At 63.6% G+C, this 17,659-nt stretch carries 18 protein-coding genes; 15 read left to right on the top strand and 3 right to left on the bottom strand.

Annotated elements, in window-relative coordinates:
* Positions 1-10: 10 nt before the first annotated feature.
* The 15 genes from WJU21_RS18415 (at position 11) to WJU21_RS18345 (ending at position 13,664) form a co-directional block, all read left to right on the top strand.
* Positions 11-361, top strand: a complete 351-nt coding sequence (locus WJU21_RS18415) for a zinc ribbon domain-containing protein (RefSeq protein WP_346324933.1) — start codon at positions 11-13, stop codon at positions 359-361.
* Between the two features lie 587 nt (positions 362-948).
* Positions 949-2,079 carry a porin gene (locus tag WJU21_RS18410; protein WP_346324932.1) on the top strand — a complete coding sequence of 377 codons (1,131 nt, stop codon included), beginning with the start codon at positions 949-951 and terminating at the stop codon, positions 2,077-2,079.
* 81 nt (positions 2,080-2,160) lie between these two features.
* On the top strand, positions 2,161-3,483 hold the full coding sequence (gene urtA, locus WJU21_RS18405) for an urea ABC transporter substrate-binding protein (RefSeq protein WP_346324931.1): 1,323 nt from the start codon (positions 2,161-2,163) through the stop codon (positions 3,481-3,483).
* 168 nt (positions 3,484-3,651) lie between these two features.
* A complete protein-coding gene (urtB, locus tag WJU21_RS18400) occupies positions 3,652-5,274 on the top strand; it encodes an urea ABC transporter permease subunit UrtB (protein WP_346324930.1) in 1,623 nt (540 codons plus the stop codon).
* 10 nt (positions 5,275-5,284) lie between these two features.
* Entirely contained in the window at positions 5,285-6,451 is a 1,167-nt protein-coding gene (urtC, locus tag WJU21_RS18395; protein WP_346324929.1) for an urea ABC transporter permease subunit UrtC, read from the top strand.
* The gene (urtD, locus tag WJU21_RS18390; protein ID WP_346324928.1) at positions 6,448-7,227 is read left to right on the top strand and encodes an urea ABC transporter ATP-binding protein UrtD; all 780 of its coding nucleotides are present in this window, start codon (positions 6,448-6,450) and stop codon (positions 7,225-7,227) included. Before urtC ends, urtD begins: the two co-directional genes overlap by 4 nt.
* A 3-nt stretch (positions 7,228-7,230) precedes the next feature.
* Positions 7,231-7,926, top strand: coding sequence for an urea ABC transporter ATP-binding subunit UrtE (urtE, locus tag WJU21_RS18385; RefSeq protein ID WP_346324927.1), 696 nt, complete (start codon positions 7,231-7,233; stop codon positions 7,924-7,926).
* Positions 7,901-8,755 carry an urease accessory protein UreD gene (locus WJU21_RS18380; protein ID WP_346324926.1) on the top strand — a complete coding sequence of 285 codons (855 nt, stop codon included), beginning with the start codon at positions 7,901-7,903 and terminating at the stop codon, positions 8,753-8,755. The genes urtE and WJU21_RS18380 overlap by 26 nt, the downstream gene beginning before the upstream one ends.
* A 13-nt stretch (positions 8,756-8,768) precedes the next feature.
* Entirely contained in the window at positions 8,769-9,071 is a 303-nt protein-coding gene (locus tag WJU21_RS18375; protein WP_346324925.1) for an urease subunit gamma, read from the top strand.
* Positions 9,072-9,078: 7 nt separating this feature from the next.
* Positions 9,079-9,390 (top strand): urease subunit beta, encoded by a 312-nt coding sequence (locus WJU21_RS18370; RefSeq protein WP_346324924.1) that lies wholly within the window; start codon positions 9,079-9,081, stop codon positions 9,388-9,390.
* Between the two features lie 3 nt (positions 9,391-9,393).
* On the top strand, positions 9,394-11,106 hold the full coding sequence (ureC, locus tag WJU21_RS18365; protein WP_346324923.1) for an urease subunit alpha: 1,713 nt from the start codon (positions 9,394-9,396) through the stop codon (positions 11,104-11,106).
* Between the two features lie 8 nt (positions 11,107-11,114).
* Positions 11,115-11,651: an urease accessory protein UreE gene (locus WJU21_RS18360; RefSeq protein ID WP_346324922.1), complete on the top strand. Its 537-nt coding sequence runs from the start codon at positions 11,115-11,117 to the stop codon at positions 11,649-11,651.
* Entirely contained in the window at positions 11,608-12,477 is an 870-nt protein-coding gene (locus tag WJU21_RS18355; RefSeq protein ID WP_346324921.1) for an urease accessory protein UreF, read from the top strand. Before WJU21_RS18360 ends, WJU21_RS18355 begins: the two co-directional genes overlap by 44 nt.
* A 10-nt stretch (positions 12,478-12,487) precedes the next feature.
* A complete protein-coding gene (gene ureG / locus WJU21_RS18350) occupies positions 12,488-13,126 on the top strand; it encodes an urease accessory protein UreG (RefSeq protein ID WP_346324920.1) in 639 nt (212 codons plus the stop codon).
* 13 nt (positions 13,127-13,139) lie between these two features.
* Entirely contained in the window at positions 13,140-13,664 is a 525-nt protein-coding gene (locus WJU21_RS18345) for a HupE/UreJ family protein (RefSeq protein WP_346324919.1), read from the top strand.
* A 161-nt stretch (positions 13,665-13,825) separates the two neighbouring features.
* Here the strand turns inward: WJU21_RS18345 and WJU21_RS18340 are convergent, their stop codons facing one another.
* The 3 genes from WJU21_RS18340 to WJU21_RS18330 are packed head-to-tail and all read right to left on the bottom strand — an operon-like array spanning position 13,826 to position 17,659.
* Positions 13,826-14,659 (bottom strand): uroporphyrinogen-III synthase, encoded by an 834-nt coding sequence (locus WJU21_RS18340; protein WP_346324918.1) that lies wholly within the window; start codon positions 14,657-14,659, stop codon positions 13,826-13,828.
* Position 14,660: 1 nt separating this feature from the next.
* A complete protein-coding gene (locus tag WJU21_RS18335; RefSeq protein WP_346324917.1) occupies positions 14,661-17,318 on the bottom strand; it encodes a molybdopterin-dependent oxidoreductase in 2,658 nt (885 codons plus the stop codon).
* A complete protein-coding gene (locus WJU21_RS18330) occupies positions 17,315-17,659 on the bottom strand; it encodes a nitrite reductase (NAD(P)H) small subunit (RefSeq protein WP_346324916.1) in 345 nt (114 codons plus the stop codon). The genes WJU21_RS18335 and WJU21_RS18330 overlap by 4 nt, the downstream gene beginning before the upstream one ends.

The raw sequence follows: 17,659 nt of genomic DNA, 5'->3' as shown, positions 1-17,659 counted from the left end.
GGAGACACCGATGCCAACCTACGGCTATATCTGTCCTGACTGCGGCCCCTTCGAGCGCTTCCGGCCCATGGCCGAAAGCGCCGAGCCGTCCGATTGCCCCGGCTGTGGCACGACCGCGCCCCGTGTGATCCTGACGGCACCGCGTATGGCCATGATGGACGCGGGTGCCCGAACGGCCCACGCCACCAACGAAAAGGCCGCCCACAGCCCTGATTTCTCGACCAAGGCATCGCGAAACGCGGGCGGGCACGGACCGGGTTGTTCTTGCTGCGCCAGCAACAAGAAGCCCAGCCGCGCCGTCTATACTGCCGATGGCAGCAAGACCTTCCCTTCGGCCAGGCCCTGGATGATCTCGCACTAGCATCTCATCCGGCCTGGGCGCCGGGCTGCACGAGAAGCCAACTCCGGGCCAGACCTCCCGGTCCGGAACCGGTTGGTGGCGTCATCCGGCGCCGCTGCTCGTGACGGGAAGGCGCGGGCCGTGGCCCGCGCCTGACCCCTTCGCCTCACTTTGGACCAACCATTGCAGCCCCGCAGATGCTGGGCTGCAATGGTCGTTGTGCGATGCGGGATGCGTGCTTTCCTCAACCTTCCAGTAACGCATGGCGACTCGTCAGTAACGCGGTAACTGGCGGCAAGTTGTTTGCAGGGGCAATATCACGGCATTGGAACAAAATTGATAAAAACACCTAACCAATTGAAATATAAATATTAAAATCTGAATGCAGTCGTGGCCTTGCCGCACACAGGCCAATCGGCCCCGGCGAAAACACCGCATCTGCGATGGGTGCCTACGTCATTCTGCGTATTGGTGCGACGCACAATATGACCGGATTGTTACGGGCGCGCCGCAGCGGGTCACGCTTATCCCCAGACCACCAATCCAGCTGCGGAACCGCCAATACCAGCATGGCTCGATCATGCCTCAACGACAAAGGGAGTCCCCGGATGCAATTCACCAAGACCATGAAAACTGGTTTGCTCTCGATCGTCGGCGCCGCCGCGGTTCTGGCAAGCACGGCGCCGGCCCATGCCGGGTACAAGATGGAAATCGACGAAGACAAGTGGATCAGCGTCGGCGCCGGCGCACGCGTGTCGTACAACGCCATCGAAGACGCCGCGCCGGACGGCAGCTGGTCAAGCAAGTTCAATCTCGACAGCGCCCGCCTCTATGTGAATGGCGAGGTTACCAAGTGGGTTGGCGTCGAGTTCAACACCGAAATCGACGGCGACGACGACATCCATATCCTTGATGCCGTCGTGAAGCTGCAGTTCAGCGAATATTTCAATATTTGGATGGGGCGCTTCTTGCCGCCCTCCGACCGCGCCAACCTGTCTGGCCCTTATTACGCCAACATCTGGAACTTTCCGAACGTCCAGGGCTATCCGGCCATTTTCGCTGGCCGCGACAACGGCGTCGCCGTCTGGGGCCAGATAGGCGGCGGCAAGTTCAAGTACCAGTTCGGCGTGTTCGAGGGCTGCTCCAGTGGCAAGAATTCGTGCAGCCTCGCCGATACGCCGTTTCCGACCCGCGCCTATAACCACGATACCCCGCTGTTCGCCGGCCGCCTTGTCTACAATTTCTTCGATCCGGAGCCCGGCTATTACAACTCCAGCACCTATTACGGCACCAAGAAGATCCTCGCCGTCGGCGCGACCTTCATGCATCAGGCAAAGGCGACCGGCGATGATGTCATCTGGGGCGACTTCACCGGCTGGAGCATCGACGTGTTGTTCGAGTGGCCGGTGGCCAACGGCGGCGCGATCACTCTGGAAGGCGCCTACTACAATTACGATACCGACGGCCTCATTTCGACACTGATGGAAGGCGAAGGGTTCTACACCCAGGCCAGCTTCCTGATTCCCGGGAAGGTGGGCTTTGGCCAGTTCCAGCCAGTCATTCGGTACCAGGACATGGACCGTGACGACGGCTTCGCCAGCAGCAAGAAGTGGGATGGCGGCTTCAACTATATCATCGACGGTCACAACGCCCGGGCGTCGTTCACCTATGGCCACGAGGACTTCGATTTCGGTCCGTCCATCGACTCGTTCATCGTCGGCATTCAGGTCCAGATCTAGCAACCCAGCGGCGGGGGCCGGCGCCGCCGGGCCCCGCCATTCGAGCAACTCGCATTGGCAAGGGAGGTCTTAGCAATGCACATGAACCAGGTTTTCACGCAGGGATTGAAATCGGCCGTAAAGCCAGCCAGATCGCTGATCGCGGCGGGCGTCATAGCCGCCACGGCCTTTGGCGCGACGGCCGCCCAGGCCGCCGACACGATCAAGGTCGGTATTCTGCACTCGCTTTCGGGCACCATGGCGATCAGCGAGACAACGTTGAAGGACGTCATGCTCATGCTGATCGAAGAGCAGAACAAGAAGGGTGGCCTGCTCGGCAAGAAGCTCGAGGCTGTCGTCGTCGATCCGGCTTCCGACTGGCCGCTGTTCGCCGAGAAAGCGCGCGAGCTGCTCGCCAAGCAGAAAGTGGCGGCGGTGTTCGGCTGCTGGACGTCGGTTTCGCGCAAGTCCGTGCTGCCGGTGTTCGAGGAACTGAATGGTGTCTTGTTCTATCCGGTGCAGTACGAAGGCGAGGAATCCTCGCGTAACGTGTTCTATACCGGCGCCGCGCCGAACCAGCAGGCGATTCCCGCGGTCGACTACCTGATGAAGGAAGAAGGCGTTAAGCGCTGGGTGCTGGCAGGCACCGATTATGTCTATCCGCGCACGACCAACAAGATTCTCGAAGCCTACCTGAAGTCGAAGGGCGTCGCTGCCGCCGACATCATGATCAACTACACGCCGTTTGGACACTCCGACTGGCAGAACATCGTCGCCGACATCAAGAAATTCGGTTCGGGCGGCAAGAAGACCGCGGTGGTGTCGACCATCAACGGCGACGCCAATGTGCCCTTCTACAAGGAACTGGGCAACCAGGGTATCAAGGCCGAGGACATTCCGGTCGTCGCGTTCTCGGTCGGTGAGGAAGAGTTGGCCGGCCTCGATACCAAGCCGCTTGTCGGCCATCTGGCCGCCTGGAACTATTTCATGTCCGAAAAGAACCCGGCGAACACCGAGTTCATCAAGAAGTGGCAGGCCTTCATCAAGAATCCCAAGCGGGTGACCAACGATCCCATGGAAGCCCACTACATCGGCTTCAACATGTGGGTCCAGGCCGTGAAGAAGGCCAACAGCATTAATCCCGACAAGGTGATCGATGCGATGGTCGGTATCTCGGTGCCCAACCTGACAGGTGGGTACTCTGCCATGCTGCCGAACCACCACATCACCAAGCCCGTGCTGATCGGCGAGATCCAGGGCAACGGCCAGATCCAGACCGTGCAGAAGACGCCCGGCCTGATCGTGGGCGACGAATGGTCCGATTATCTGCCGGACTCGAAGGACCTGATCTCCGATTGGCGCGCGCCGCTGTCCTGCGGCAACTACAACGTCAAGACCGGCAAGTGCGGCGGCAAGTCCAAATAGTCTTGCTCTCCTACCCGTAAGTCCTTTGCCAGGGGGGCTGGCAGGCGGCGTGTTCGCTGGAACAGCCGCCTGCTCCTCCTCGCGTAAAATTGTGCAACGCAACAAGAATAATGCTGCAATGCGAATAACCCGCGTTACACTCGGAAGACAAGAGGGGGAGTCGTCGTCATGCGATTTCTGATGTGCCTGATCGCCGCCGCCTTACTGGCCGTTACTGCCGGGAATACCTTTTCGGCGAGTGCCCAGGAAAGCGATCTTCCCATTGCGGTCTCGGGCTTCGCCGCCGGCGGATTTGACGAGACCATCGACGCCATCAATGCTGTCTCGGCAACCCGCACCGACCGCGCCAGAATCATTCTCCGTGCCCTGGAGGCCGGCAGTCTCTACGTCGTCTCCGGGAGCGGCGCCATCGTGATTGCAACGTCCGCGACGGACGAGCAGTTCAAGGTGGAAGACGCCGCGTCCGGCGCCAATGCGGGCATGGTCGCCGCAGGCATGCTGGAGAAAGTCCGGCTGAACAACCGGGTGCGCCGCGCGTTGCGATCTGCCATCGGCACGCTGACTCTGTTCGGCAAGACCGCAACGATCCGCACCGAGGCCGCCGACACCGTTTTCAAGAGCCGCGATCCGGAGATGTCGGAGTTGCTCGCCGAAGCCATCTCCAACGAACGGGATGCCGGTGTGAAGCAGGCCATGCTCCAGGCTCAGGCCGCCATCGCCTTGGCCGGCGACGGACCGGAAGCCGAGAAAATCAAGGCTATCGAGTTGGTCAGGCAGCGGGGGAACCGCGACGCGCTCACCCTGCTTACGCAGATCGAATCCAGTTCGGAAGGTGCCCTGAAGCAGGTCGCAGCCGAGGGAGTTGCCGCGCTGGAGGGGCGGCTTGAAATTCTCGGCTGGGTGCAGAATGTCTGGTACGGCATCTCGCTCGGATCGGTCCTGCTGCTTGCCGCCATCGGCCTCGCCATCACCTTCGGTGTCATGGGGGTCATCAACATGGCCCATGGCGAACTGGTCATGCTGGGCGCCTATACCACCTTCATGGTCCAGCAGGTGTTCCGCTCCAGCTTTCCGGAGGCATTCGATTATTCACTTTTCGTGGCACTGCCTGCCGCCTTCCTGGTCGCGGGCGCCGTGGGCATCGCCATCGAACGCGGCGTAATCCGTTTTCTCTACGGGCGGCCGCTTGAAACCCTGCTCGCCACCTGGGGAATCAGCCTGATCCTCCAGCAGGCCATCCGCACCATCTTCGGACCGTCAAACGTGGAGGTGGGCGCGCCGTCCTGGATGAGTGGCACGATCGAGGTCACCGCCGGCCTGCCGTTCACCCTCAACCGTGTCTGGATCGTCGTGTTCGCCCTTGCTGTATTTGCCGTTCTGACCCTAGTGATCAAGCGCAGCACCTTTGGCCTGCAGATGCGGGCCGTCACCCAGAACCGGCGCATGGCGAACTCGGTTGGCATCCGCTCCAACTGGGTTGATGCCATGACATTCGGCCTAGGTTCGGGCGTCGCCGGAATCGCCGGCGTGGCGCTCAGCCAGATCAGCAATGTCAGCCCTAACCTGGGCCAGTCCTACATCATCGACTCGTTCCTCGTGGTGGTATTCGGTGGTGTCGGCAACCTCTGGGGCACTCTGGTCGGCGCACTGACCCTTGGCGTTGCCAACAAGTTCCTCGAGCCGCTGGCGGGCGCGGTACTTGCCAAGATCTTCATCCTGATCGCGGTGATCCTTTTCATCCAGCGCAAGCCGCGAGGGCTGTTCGCCCAACGTGGCCGAGCGGTCGAGTAGGGGGCGGAGCATGACCGGACCGATCACCTCCCGCCTGCTGCTGCTCGACAAGCCCAGCCGGATATTCCTCGTCATCGTGCTCGCCACCACTCTTGTGGTCCCGTTGCTCAACCTGCTGACGCCGCCGGACTCGTTTATGCATGTGCCGACCTATGTGGTCAGCCTGTTGGGCAAGTATCTGTCTTTCGCCATCCTGGCCCTGTCCGTCGACCTGATCTGGGGATTCTGCGGCATCCTCAGTCTTGGCCACGGGGCGTTTTTCGCGCTCGGCGGCTATGCCATGGGCATGTACCTGATGCGCCAGATCGGCGATCGCGGCGTTTATGCTAATCCTGTTCTCCCGGACTTCATGGTGTTCCTGAATTGGCAGGAATTGCCTTGGTACTGGCTTGGTTTCGACAGTTTCCCCTTCGCCCTGCTGATGGTGGTCTTGGCGCCGGGCATCCTGGGCTTCGTATTCGGCTGGCTTGCGTTCCGCTCGCGCGTCACCGGCGTCTATCTGTCGATCATCAGCCAGGCCATGACTTTCGCCCTGCTGCTTGCGTTCTTCCGCAACGATATGGGCTTTGGCGGCAACAATGGCCTCACCGACTTCAAGGACATCCTCGGGTTCAGCCTGCAGGCTGACGGCACCCGCGCGGCGTTGTTCGTTGCGACCGGCATTGCTCTGATGCTGGCGTTCCTGGCCTGCCGGTTCATTGTCATGTCGAAACTGGGACGCGTGCTGGTAGGGGTGCGTGACGCCGAGAGCCGGGTGCGATTCCTGGGCTACCGGGTGGAGCACTACAAGCTGTTCGTGTTCACGTTCTCGGCGGTGATGGCAGGTATCGCCGGTGCACTCTATGTGCCGCAGGTTGGGATCATCAATCCCAGCGAGTTCTCACCCGCCAATTCCATCGAGATCGTCATCTGGGTGGCGCTTGGCGGCCGGGGCACGCTCTATGGTGCGGCGCTGGGCGCGGTACTGGTGAATTTCGCCAAGACCTACTTCACCGGCGCTATCCCCGATGCTTGGCTCTATGCCCTTGGCGCCCTGTTCGTGCTGACCACCCTGTTCCTGCCCAAAGGCGTGGTTGGCGGCCTAAGCAAGCTGGGACTGTTGAAGAGGTCGACACCATCCCCCGAAGCGCCCGAACCGCAGTCGCTCGCCGAGCCAAAAACGGAGGCTCAGCCATGACCGAAACGGAAAGCGACGTGATTGAGGCCATCGAGGAAAGCAAGCCGGCGCTCTATCTGGATGCCGTTTCGGTCAGCTTCGACGGCTTCAAGGCGCTCAACAACCTGTCGCTGGTAATCGACCTTGGCGAGATGCGCGCCGTGATCGGCCCCAACGGCGCAGGCAAGACCACCATGATGGACGTGATCACCGGTAAAACCCGCCCGGATGCCGGACAGGTGGCATTCCACGGCGATACCGACCTGACCAGACTGGACGAAGCGCAGATCGCCAATCTTGGGATCGGCCGCAAGTTTCAGAAGCCGTCGGTCTTCGAAAGCCACACGGTCTGGAACAACCTCGAACTGGCCATGAAGGCCAGGCGCAGTCCCTTCGCCACCCTGTTAGCCAGGACTTCGGCGGAGGAGGAGGACAGGATCGACGCCATGCTCAAGCTTGTCGGGGTGTCGGACCGGCGTACCGAATTGGCGGGCGCATTATCGCACGGCCAGAAGCAATGGCTGGAAATTGGCATGTTGCTGATGCAGGAGCCGAGCCTGCTGCTGGTCGACGAACCGGTGGCTGGCATGACCGATGCCGAGACCGAGCAGACCGTGCATCTGCTGCGCGAAATCAACAAGACCAGGTCGCTGATGGTGGTCGAGCATGACATGACCTTTGTCGAGGCACTCGGCGTCAAGGTCACCGTGCTGCACGAGGGGTCGGTGCTGGCGGAGGGCTCACTCGACTTCGTCCGCAACGACCAGCAGGTCATCGACGTGTATCTGGGACGCTAGGCCATGCTCGATTGCAGGGACATCAACCTCTTTTACGGCTCCAGCCAGGCGCTGCGCGGCGTGTCGATGACTGCCGAGATCGGCAAGGTCACTTGCGTGCTGGGCCGCAATGGCGTTGGCAAGACCAGTCTGATCCGCGCCATTGCAGGGCAGGTCAACCCGCGCAGCGGCTCGATTGCCTGGGACGGCAAGGAAATCACTGGCATGGCCGCCTATGCGCGGGCGGCCTCCGGTATCGCGCTGGTGCCGCAGGGCCGCGAGATATTTCCGCTGCTTACCGTCGAGGAGAACCTGAAGTCGGGCTTCGCGGCGGTGCCGAAGACCGAGCGGACCATCCCGCCAGAAATCTACGACCTGTTTCCGGTGTTGAAGTCCATGTTGGGCCGCCGTGGCGGCGACCTATCGGGCGGGCAGCAGCAGCAACTCGCTATCGCGCGGGCGCTGGTGATGCGACCCAAGCTGCTGGTACTCGACGAACCGACCGAAGGCATCCAGCCATCGATCATCAAGGATATCGGCGGTGTCATTGCCATGCTGCGCGATACCGGCACCATGGCGATTGTGCTGGTCGAGCAATATTTCGAATTCGCCCGCGAACTCGCCGACCAGTTCGTGGTGATGGACCGGGGCGAGGTTGTGCTGGCCGGGCCACCCTCCCAATTCGCGGAAGCAGATGTTCGTCGACACCTCACCGTCTAAGCCCGCCGTCTCCAGCGACGCCGGCATGCAGCGGGCACGCGGTGCCGCGCGGGTCGCATTGTCGGGCGCGCGTGTCGCCGACCTCTACCAGAAGAGCCCGTGCAAGGTGCTGATGCCCCGGGTCGATGGCCGCGACCAGGCCGAGATCGTGTTCATCAACAGCTCGGGCGGCATCGCCGGCGGCGACGAACTGGACTATGCCGTGCGCGTCGCCGGCGCGGCGGTGACGACGGTGACCACCCAGGCGTCGGAAAAGGTCTATGGCGCCATCGACCGGGATGCGCGGCTGCACATGTCGATCGCGGTGGATGATGGCGCGACCCTGGAGTGGCTGCCGCAGCAGACCATCGCCTTCGACGGCGCCCGGCTGCGCCGCCGCACCGACATCGACGTCGAAGGCTCGGGCAGGGTGCTCGCCCTCGACTGGCTGGTGATGGGAAGGCAGGCGAGCGGCGAGACCATGATCCGCGGCGCGCTGCGCGACGAATGGCGGGTGCGCCGCGACGGACGGCTCGTCTGGGCCGACGCGCTGCGGCTGACCGGCGACCTCGGCGCGCTGGCCAGACGGCGCGCGTCGCTGGGGAGCAACCGCGCCTTCGCGACCCTGGTCTATGCGGCGCCCGATGCCACCGACCGGCTGGAACTGGCGCGCGCGCTGGTCGAGGACTGCGGCGAGTCGGGCGTGACCCTGGTCAATGGGCTGCTCGTCGGACGCTTTCTTGCTTTCGACGGCATGGCGCTCGCCGCCCATGTGGGATTTTTTCTGGAAGGATTCCGGGCGGGTCTTGGTGGCTTCGCGCCCTGGCCGCCCAGGCTGTGGACATGCTGAGAGGGAAGACGCCGTGAACCTGACGCCGCGAGAGAAGGACAAGCTGATGATCGCGCTCGCCGCCATGGTCGCCCGCGACCGGCTGGCGCGCGGCGTGAAGCTGAACTATCCGGAAAGCATCGCCATCATCACCAACGCGGTGATGGAAGGCGCCCGCGACGGCCGCAGCGTCGCCGACCTGATGGCGAGCGGCGCGCATATCCTGACCCGCGACCAGGTCATGGAGGGCATCCCCGAGATGGTCCACGACGTGCAGGTGGAAGCCACGTTCCCGGACGGCACCAAGCTGGTGACCGTCCATCATCCGATCCGCTGAGGTTGCCATGATCCCAGGTGAAGTCATCGCCGCGCCCGGTGAGATCGAACTCAACGCCGGTTTGAAGTCCGTGACCCTCGTGGTCGCCAATGGCGGAGACCGGCCTGTCCAGGTCGGCAGCCACTATCATTTCCACGAGACCAACGAGCAGCTGCAGTTTGACCGCGAGGCGGCGCGCGGCATGCGGCTCGATATCGCGGCCGGCACGGCCCTGCGTTTCGAGCCTGGCCAGAGCCGTTCGGTCAGGCTGGTCCCGTTTCAGGGAGACAGGGCTGTCTATGGTTTCAACCAGGCCGTTATGGGCAAGCTGGAGGGCTGACGAATGCCGATCAGAATCAGCCGCGCCGCCTATGCGGACATGTACGGCCCGACCACCGGCGACAAGGTGAGGCTGGCGGATACAGACCTGTTTATCGAGGTCGAGAAGGACTTTACCACCTATGGCGACGAGGTGAAGTTCGGCGGCGGCAAGGTGATCCGCGACGGCATGGGCCAGTCGCAGGTGTCTCGCGCCGGCGGTGCCGTCGACACCGTGATCACCAACGCGCTGATCCTCGACTGGTGGGGCATCGTCAAGGCCGACATCGGCCTGAAGGACGGCCGCATCCATGCCATCGGCAAGGCCGGCAATCCGGACATCCAGTCGGGCGTCGACATCGTCGTCGGTCCGGGCACCGAAGTAATTGCCGGCGAGGGCAAGATCATAACCGCCGGCGGCATCGACGTGCACATCCACTTCATCTGCCCGCAGCAGGTGGAGGAGGCGCTGTTCTCGGGCATCACCACCCATATGGGCGGCGGCACCGGCCCGGCTACCGGCACCAACGCCACCACCTGCACGCCCGGCCCCTGGCACCTGCACCGCATGCTGCAGGCGGCCGAGGGGTTGCCGATCAATCTGGGCTTCTTCGGCAAAGGCAATGCAAGCTTGCCGGGTAGCCTCGTCGAGCAGGTCAATGCCGGTGCCTGCGGCCTGAAGCTGCACGAGGACTGGGGCACCACGGCGGGGGCCATCGATTGCTGTCTGTCGGTCGCCGACGAGATGGACGTACAGGTACTGATCCACACCGACACGCTCAATGAGTCGGGCTTCGTCGAGACAACCGTGAAGGCGTTCAAGGGGCGCACCATTCATGCATTCCATACCGAGGGTGCGGGTGGCGGCCATGCGCCCGATATCATCAAGGTGTGCGGCGAGGCGAACGTCATCCCGTCATCCACCAACCCGACGCGGCCCTACACCGTGAACACGCTCGACGAGCACCTGGACATGCTGATGGTGTGCCATCACCTGGACCAGAAAATCCCCGAGGACGTCGCCTTCGCAGAAAGCCGCATCCGCAAGGAAACCATCGCCGCCGAGGATCTGCTGCACGACATGGGCGCATTCTCGATCATCTCGTCGGACAGCCAGGCCATGGGCCGGGTCGGTGAGGTGATCATCCGGACGTGGCAGACCGCCGACAAGATGAAGAAGCAGTTCGGCGCGCTGAAGGACGAAGCGGGCGACAACGACAATTTTCGCGCCAGACGATACGTGGCGAAATACACCATCAACCCGGCCATTGCGCAGGGCATCTCCGACCATGTCGGCTCGGTCGAGGTCGGCAAGCTGGCCGACCTGGTGATCTGGACGCCGGCGTTCTTCGGTGTGAAGCCCGACATGATCCTGAAGTGCGGCACCATCGCCGCTGCGATCATGGGTGACCCGAACGCCTCCATCCCGACACCCCAGCCGCAATATTACCGGCCCATGTACGGGGCTTTCGGCAAGGCGCTGACGGCCAGTTCGGTGACCTTCGTCAGCGGCGCGGCGGCGCAGAGCAACCTGGCTGCGAATCTGGGCCTCTCACGCCTGCTGCTGCCGGTCTCCAACACCCGTGGCGGCATCGGCAAGCAGTCCATGAAGCTGAACGACCTCACGCCCATGATCGAGGTGAACCCGGAGACCTACGAGGTGCGGGCCGACGGCAAGCTGCTCACCTGCGAACCGGCCGAGGTGCTCGCCTTGGCCCAGCGCTATTTCATGTATTGAGGCCCGCCATGCGCCGCGCCGTATCCCATTTTCCCGCCGGTCACTGGACGGCGCCTGCCGCCGGCACGGTCACGCTCGATTTCGACGCCCGGCACCGCCGCCGCACCCTGTTGCATACCGATGCGGGCGAAGACCTGCTGCTGGACCTGGAGAGGGCGGTTGCCATGGGCGATGGCGACGGGCTGCAGCTTGACGACGGCAGCTGGATCAGGGTGATCGCCGCGCTGGAGCGGGTGGTCGAAATCGCCTGCGCCTCGCCGGCCGAACTGGTGCGCGTCGCCTGGCATCTGGGCAACCGCCACGTCCCGACCCAGCTCTGCGATGGTGTGCTGAGCATCCGGCCCGACGCGGTGCTGGAGCGCATGGTCCGCGACCTGGGCGCCGAGACCCGCTTCGCTGACCGGCCGTTCCAGCCGGAAAGCGGCGCCTATGCGGGCCAGCGCGCCCACGCGCATCACCATGACCATGACCATGATCACGAGCACGAGCACGAGCATGGTCATGGCAACCATCACCACCACGACCGCGCGCACCATGACCACTGACAGGCTGCATCTGCTACGCCTGCAGGCCTGGCTGTCGCCGTCCTTCCCGATCGGCGGCTTCTCGTATTCCCATGGGCTGGAACAGGCGGTCCAGCGCGGCTGGGTCCATGACCGGGAATCGCTGGTGGACTGGCTCGACGCGGACCTGCGCCACGGCGCGGGGCGGTCAGATGCGATCCTGATGGCGGGGGCGTATCGGGCCGTCCTCGCCATCCCCTCAGTCGTCATCCCCGCGCACGCGGGGACCCAGGCGGGGCGAGGGCTCGCGATATCCACCGCTCCGCCACGAAAAAATTTGAGTGGTGGGGAAAGCACGGCGACTGAGCCCTACGAAGAGCTGGGTCCCCGCGTGCGCGGGGATGACGATATCTTTGAGGTGGCCGAGTTGGCATCTGCTCTGCGCGGCACCTCTGAACTCGCGCTCGAATCCACCACGCAGGGCATTTCGTTCCTGACCACGGTGCGCAAGGTGTGGCCGCACCGGACGCTCCATGACCTGCACCGACTACTGGCCGAGCACGGCATCACCCCGACATTCCCCATCGTCCTCGGCGCAACCTGCGCCGCTCACGGCATCCCGCTGCCGCTCGCCCTCCAGTTCACGCTGCACGCGATCATCGCCAACTACATCGGCGCCGCGCTGCGTCTGATGAAGCTGGGCCAGACTGACGGGCAGCACGCCATCGCGGCGCTTGAGGACGCAGTGATGGAGACCGCTGCCGAAGCGCTATCTGCAAGCCTTGACGAAATCGGCTCGGCGAGCCTGTCGGTTGATATCGCGTCCATGCGCCACGAAACCCAGTACAGCCGCATTTTCCGGTCCTAGGAGACACCCAATGGCACATTCCTATCGAGGTCCCCTGCGTGTCGGCATCGGCGGACCGGTCGGTGCCGGCAAGACGACGCTGGTCGAGAATCTGTGCAAACGCATGCGCGCTCACTGGGACCTGTTCGTCATCACCAACGACATCTACACCCGCGAGGACCAGCTGATCCTCAACCGCGCCCAGGCGTTGCCGGAGGACCGGATCATGGGCGTGGAGACCGGCGGTTGTCCACATACCGCGATCCGCGAGGACGCCTCCATCAACCTAGTGGCCATCGACCAAATGTTGGCGCGCTTTCCCCGGGCCGAGTTGTGTTTCATCGAATCCGGGGGCGACAACCTGGCCGCCACCTTCAGCCCTGAGTTGGCAGACCTGACGCTCTACGTCATCGATGTGGCTGGCGGGGAGAAGGTGCCGCGCAAGGGCGGCCCCGGCATCACCCGCTCGGACCTGCTGATCGTCAACAAAACGGATCTGGCGCCTCATGTGGGCGCTAACCTGGACATTATGGAAGCCGACACGAAGCGCATGCGCGGCGAGCGGCCCTACGTGTTCACCAATCTGCGAACCGGCCAGGGCGTGCAGGCCATCATCGACTTCATTGTCCGGATAGGCGGGCTGACGCCTGCGCCGGTCGCCATCGCCTGAAGGGGAAGCAACCATGTTTCAAGTTCGCCAAATCCTCGTGTTCTCCTGCCTCACCATACTGGCCCTGCCGGGCGTGGCCATCGCCCATGTGGCGGCCGGCGACCTGCATTATCACACGTTCGGAGACGGCTTAGTCCATGCCATAACCGGACTCGATCATGTCTTCGTCGCCGTGCTGGTGGGGCTGTGGGCCGCCTGGCGGCCGGTGAAGTCTTCAGGCCTGGCCCTGGGCCTTTACGCTGTCAGCATGGTGCTTCCCGGCCAGCTTGGGCTCGGTGGCGAGTTCACCATGCTCGACATCCTTCTGGTCTGCGCGGGCATCGCTGTCATGATTGGCTTTATGCTTAAAGGCGGAGACCGGCTGCTGATGGCGCTTGTGCTGACCGCCGCATCGCTCCAGGGTTTTATTCACGGCATGGCTGCGTCAGGGTCCGGAAATTCGCCTGCGTTCATGGCGGGTCTGACCTCCGCGACAATGGCGGTGGCGATCATCGCTACAATAGCCTCCTTGAAGTTCGAACTGAAGGCGCTGCGCTAACCTCAGCGGTTGCCAATTCGCACTCGCGGTACCCAGTTGAAAGCCAATCTGGAGGATTGTCATCCTCTTGCACGGCGAAGACGACGAGCCGGTCGTCGGGAAGCGGCAGAAGCGCAACGGCCGTTTCAGGCGCGGCGCCAAGCCGAGCATTTCTGCAATTTTTAGTTGGCGCTGCCTGATCGCTGATGCCAAACGGCGGTTATTGCGCGCACCAGCGGTTTCATGTGGAAGCTGCGGTCCGGCCGGATGTCAGCCGCGAGACCATATCGGTGGAGCGTCTCCTCGACGATCGGCCCGACAGCGGCAATCAGGGTCAGGGTGAAGCCGCGGCGCAGGGATTCTTCCATGTCAGCGGCACGCGCGACCTCGAACAGCCTGTCGATCTGAGGGGAACTGGTAAAGGCGACCATGCCGATGCTACCCGACGCCAAAGCATGAATGGCGTCCTCGACCCGGCTTCTATGCGCCTGGGACGCGTAGCGGTACGGGGTCACGCTCGAGACCAAGGCACCCCGATCCTCAAGCGCCTTTACAAGCGGAAGCCCCCCCTCGCCGGGATAGAGTTGTACGCCGATGCGCCGGTTGGATATGTCCTCGATGCGCAGCGCATCGAGGACGCCCTGTGAGGTCGGCGTGACTACATCCAGGCCGGATGACAGGCCGATCTCGCGTAGCACCCGGGCCGGTTTCGGGCCTCGTGGGATCGACCGGACCTGCCCCAGAGCGTCAATGAAAGCCTGCCGACGCCCATTGCCGTCACACACCGCAAGCAGGCGCCGCAATCCCTCGCCGGTAAGCCATATGACATCATCGAATCCACCCGACACAAGCTGTTCGATCCAGTCTTCCGCCACGCTGGTTTCATCGAGATCCAGAATCGTCACCAATGGACAGCGGCGCACGGCGGCACCGGCGGCCTCGAGCATGCCGGCGAACAGGTCAAGTTCCCGGCTTTCCGGAACAAGGATGTCGAGGCCGACGAGCGGATGTCGCATGTCAGACCGTCAAAGGGAGTGAAGCAGCGTTTGCGGCCAGCATGCTCTTCAGTTCGGGAATACATGAGCCGCAATTGCTGCCCGCGCGCAGTCGGGCGCCGATCTCCACCGTTGTTGTGAGGTTGCCGTCCAGAATTGCGTCCCGGATGGCGCGTTCTCCCACCGAGAAACAGGCGCAGACGATCTTGCCGGTTGGCGCCACGCTCTGATCGATTCCCGCGAGCAAGGCGATGCGATTCCACGATCCCACTTCGCTGCCCAGAAGCGTCGTCGCGTGTTCGGCTTCGGCAATCGATGCGCCTGGCGCGGCGAAAAAAACGCAGGCATCGAGCAAACCGCCGACGAAGGTGGCGTACCGGAACACGGATTTTTTGGGATCGGAATAGGAGACCAGTTCCGCTGCCTCGGGTGCCTCCAGCAACTGGCGGAGCGACGCTTCCGAGCCGATGAACTCGGTCAGCGGCGTGGTGCCGGAAAGCTGGTAGGCAAACCCCGCCGTAACCGGCGCCTTGGACCAATGCTCGGTAGCCCGCAATTTCGGCTTGCCGGCCGCCCGTACCAGCAGCACGCCGCGCCAGGATTCTGTAACGGCGGATACCTGCACCCTGGTGCCCTTGAGATCGGGTTGGCCCGATACCGGATCGGTGATCGCGTGAACAATCCGGTCAACGGGGCCTGATGACGCGAACTGGTCGGTCCAGTGCATCGGCGCGAATACATTGCCGGCACGCATGCCCGGATCGAAGACTACGCGCAGCACCGCGCGACCATGCGGACTTTCGATGCACGCCAAACCGCCGTCCACGATGCCCCTCAGCGCCCCGTCTCGGGGATGTAATGCCAGGTGAGGCCCGCTGCAATGAGTCATCAGGTGCGGCACGCGGCCGGTGCGGGTCATGGTGTGCCACTGGTCGCGCACCCGCCCGGTGTTCAGCGTGAGGGGATATCCGGCTATTGCGTCGTCTGCGATGGTGGCAAGCGGCAGCATGTGGGCGCGGCCGTCCCGAGTCGGGAACATGCCGCGGGCAAACAGCCGGGCGGATGAGCTGCCGCGCCCCGCTTTCGGGCAGGGCCATTGCACCGGCGCCAGAACGTCATAGCCCGCATCGTCCAGCGCGGCCAATGCGCCGATATCGAAAACCCGGTTGCCGTCGTTCTCGAACGCCGACAGGGCGGCGTGCTCGCGAAAGATGTCAGCGGGCGCGGCATAGGAGAACTCGGTCTCCCATCCCATTCGCCGGGCAACCTGGACGAACATCCACCAGTCGGCGCGAGCCTGGCCTGGAGGGCTGCGAAACGCGCGCTGGCGCGAGATGCAGCGTTCGGAATTGGTCACGGTGCCGTCCTTCTCGGCCCAGCTTGCCGCTGGCAGCACCACATTGGCCAGCGCCGTCGTGTCGGTAGGCCAGGCGTCGGAGACAATAACCAACGGACAGTGCGCCAGCGCCTCGCGTACGCGGTCGGCACGCGGCATGCTGTCGGCCGGATTGGTCGCGGCAATCCAGACCGCTTTCACCCGTCCGTCGGCGACCGCGTCGAACAGGTCGACGGCCTTGTATCCGGGCCGGGTCGCAACGCCTGGTGCGTTCCAGAACCGGCCTACCCGACCGACATCGTCCGGCTCGAATGCCATGTGGGCGGCAAGCTGGTTGGCCAGGCCGCCGACCTCGCGACCTCCCATGGCATTGGGCTGGCCGGTCAGCGAGAACGGTCCCATGCCGGCGCGGCCGATACGGCCGGTCGCGAGATGGCAGTTGAGGATGGCGTTGACCTTGTCGGCACCGGTTTTCGACTGGTTCACGCCCTGGGAATAGAGCGTCACTACCCGTTCGGTACGGGCGAAGAGGCCATAGAATTGACCGATATCCTCAGCGGACATGCCGGTGCCGGCCGCGACATGTTCGATCGTGGGTGCTGACAGACGCGCTGCCTCCAGCGCCGCGTCAAAGCCGGAGACATGGGCCGCGATCCAATGCCGGTCGATGGCGTTGGTATCGGCCAGGTGCACCAGCAAGCCATTGAACAGCAGCACATCTGCACCCGGCGCGATGGGCAGGTGCAGGTCCGCGGTCTCGGCGGTGGCGGTGCGCCTCGGGTCAATATTGACGATCCTGGTGCCGCGCTTGTCGCGCGCCGCGACCAGGCGCTGATACAGCACCGGATGGCACCAGGCCATGTTGCTGCCGACCTGGATCACCAGATCGGCTTCCTCCAGGTCGTCATAGCAGCCGGGGACCACGTCCTCACCGAAGGCGCGCACATGGCCCGCCACCGACGACGACATGCACAGCCGGGAATTGGTGTCGATGTTGCCCGAGCCGATGAAGCCTTTCATCAGCTTGTTGGCGACGTAATAATCCTCGGTCAGCAACTGGCCCGAGACGTAGAAGGCGATGGCGTCCGGTCCGTATTCGCGGCGGATGCGGGTGAACTCACCGGCGATGAAGTCCAGTGCCTCGTCCCAGCCGGTCTCGCGACCTTCTATCATCGGCGTTGTCAGCCGGTCAGGCAGTTCAAGCGTATCCTTGAGCGCTGCGCCCTTGGAACACAGCCGGCCGTAATTGGCCGGGTGGGCGCTGTCGGCGCTCGGCACGCCGTCTGCAACGGACAGGCCGCAGCCGACGCCGCAATAGGGACATGTTGTACGTAGGCCGCTCACGCAACCGTCCCGGCAACCGCAAGCGGGAGGCCAACATGCACCTGGCCGGCGACAATGCGCACGGGCAGCGACGGCGTGCGGCCCTCGTCGGGCGCCAGCGCCTCGCCGGCGGTCAGATCGATCACCCAATTGTGCAACGGGCAGGTAACCGTATTGCCGGCGATGATGCCTTCCGACAAAGGCCCATGGCGGTGCGGACATTCATCGACCACGACGAACACCGTATCCTCGCTGGTACGGAACACGGCGATGGGCCGGCCGTCATGGCCGAAGCACAGCCGCCGCGCGCCCTGGACCGGAATGTTTTCGAGCGGACCGATGTTCTTCCAATGCAGTTCCAT

It is taken from the genome of Emcibacter sp. SYSU 3D8 (assembly GCF_039655875.1).
Classification (GTDB): Bacteria; Pseudomonadota; Alphaproteobacteria; order SMXS01; family SMXS01; genus RI-34.
The sequence above is the reverse complement of the archived record's forward strand: the minus strand, read 5'-3'. Positions and strand labels throughout refer to the sequence as shown.

Excerpts from the sequence above, each read along its gene's own strand:
- urtE (WP_346324927.1), top strand. The coding sequence starts at position 7,231 with ATGCTCGATTGCAGGGACATCAACCTCTTTTACGGCTCCAGCCAGGCG.
- WJU21_RS18340 (WP_346324918.1), bottom strand. The coding sequence starts at position 14,659 with ATGCGACATCCGCTCGTCGGCCTCGACATCCTTGTTCCGGAAAGCCGG.
- urtC (WP_346324929.1), top strand. The coding sequence starts at position 5,285 with ATGACCGGACCGATCACCTCCCGCCTGCTGCTGCTCGACAAGCCCAGC.
- WJU21_RS18360 (WP_346324922.1), top strand. The coding sequence starts at position 11,115 with ATGCGCCGCGCCGTATCCCATTTTCCCGCCGGTCACTGGACGGCGCCT.
- WJU21_RS18330 (WP_346324916.1), bottom strand. The coding sequence starts at position 17,659 with ATGGAACTGCATTGGAAGAACATCGGTCCGCTCGAAAACATTCCGGTC.
- WJU21_RS18355 (WP_346324921.1), top strand. The coding sequence starts at position 11,608 with ATGGCAACCATCACCACCACGACCGCGCGCACCATGACCACTGACAGG.
- WJU21_RS18370 (WP_346324924.1), top strand. The coding sequence starts at position 9,079 with ATGATCCCAGGTGAAGTCATCGCCGCGCCCGGTGAGATCGAACTCAAC.
- WJU21_RS18380 (WP_346324926.1), top strand. The coding sequence starts at position 7,901 with ATGTTCGTCGACACCTCACCGTCTAAGCCCGCCGTCTCCAGCGACGCC.
- urtB (WP_346324930.1), top strand. The coding sequence starts at position 3,652 with ATGCGATTTCTGATGTGCCTGATCGCCGCCGCCTTACTGGCCGTTACT.
- urtA (WP_346324931.1), top strand. The coding sequence starts at position 2,161 with ATGAACCAGGTTTTCACGCAGGGATTGAAATCGGCCGTAAAGCCAGCC.
- WJU21_RS18410 (WP_346324932.1), top strand. The coding sequence starts at position 949 with ATGCAATTCACCAAGACCATGAAAACTGGTTTGCTCTCGATCGTCGGC.
- ureC (WP_346324923.1), top strand. The coding sequence starts at position 9,394 with ATGCCGATCAGAATCAGCCGCGCCGCCTATGCGGACATGTACGGCCCG.
- urtD (WP_346324928.1), top strand. The coding sequence starts at position 6,448 with ATGACCGAAACGGAAAGCGACGTGATTGAGGCCATCGAGGAAAGCAAG.
- WJU21_RS18415 (WP_346324933.1), top strand. The coding sequence starts at position 11 with ATGCCAACCTACGGCTATATCTGTCCTGACTGCGGCCCCTTCGAGCGC.
- ureG (WP_346324920.1), top strand. The coding sequence starts at position 12,488 with ATGGCACATTCCTATCGAGGTCCCCTGCGTGTCGGCATCGGCGGACCG.
- WJU21_RS18345 (WP_346324919.1), top strand. The coding sequence starts at position 13,140 with ATGTTTCAAGTTCGCCAAATCCTCGTGTTCTCCTGCCTCACCATACTG.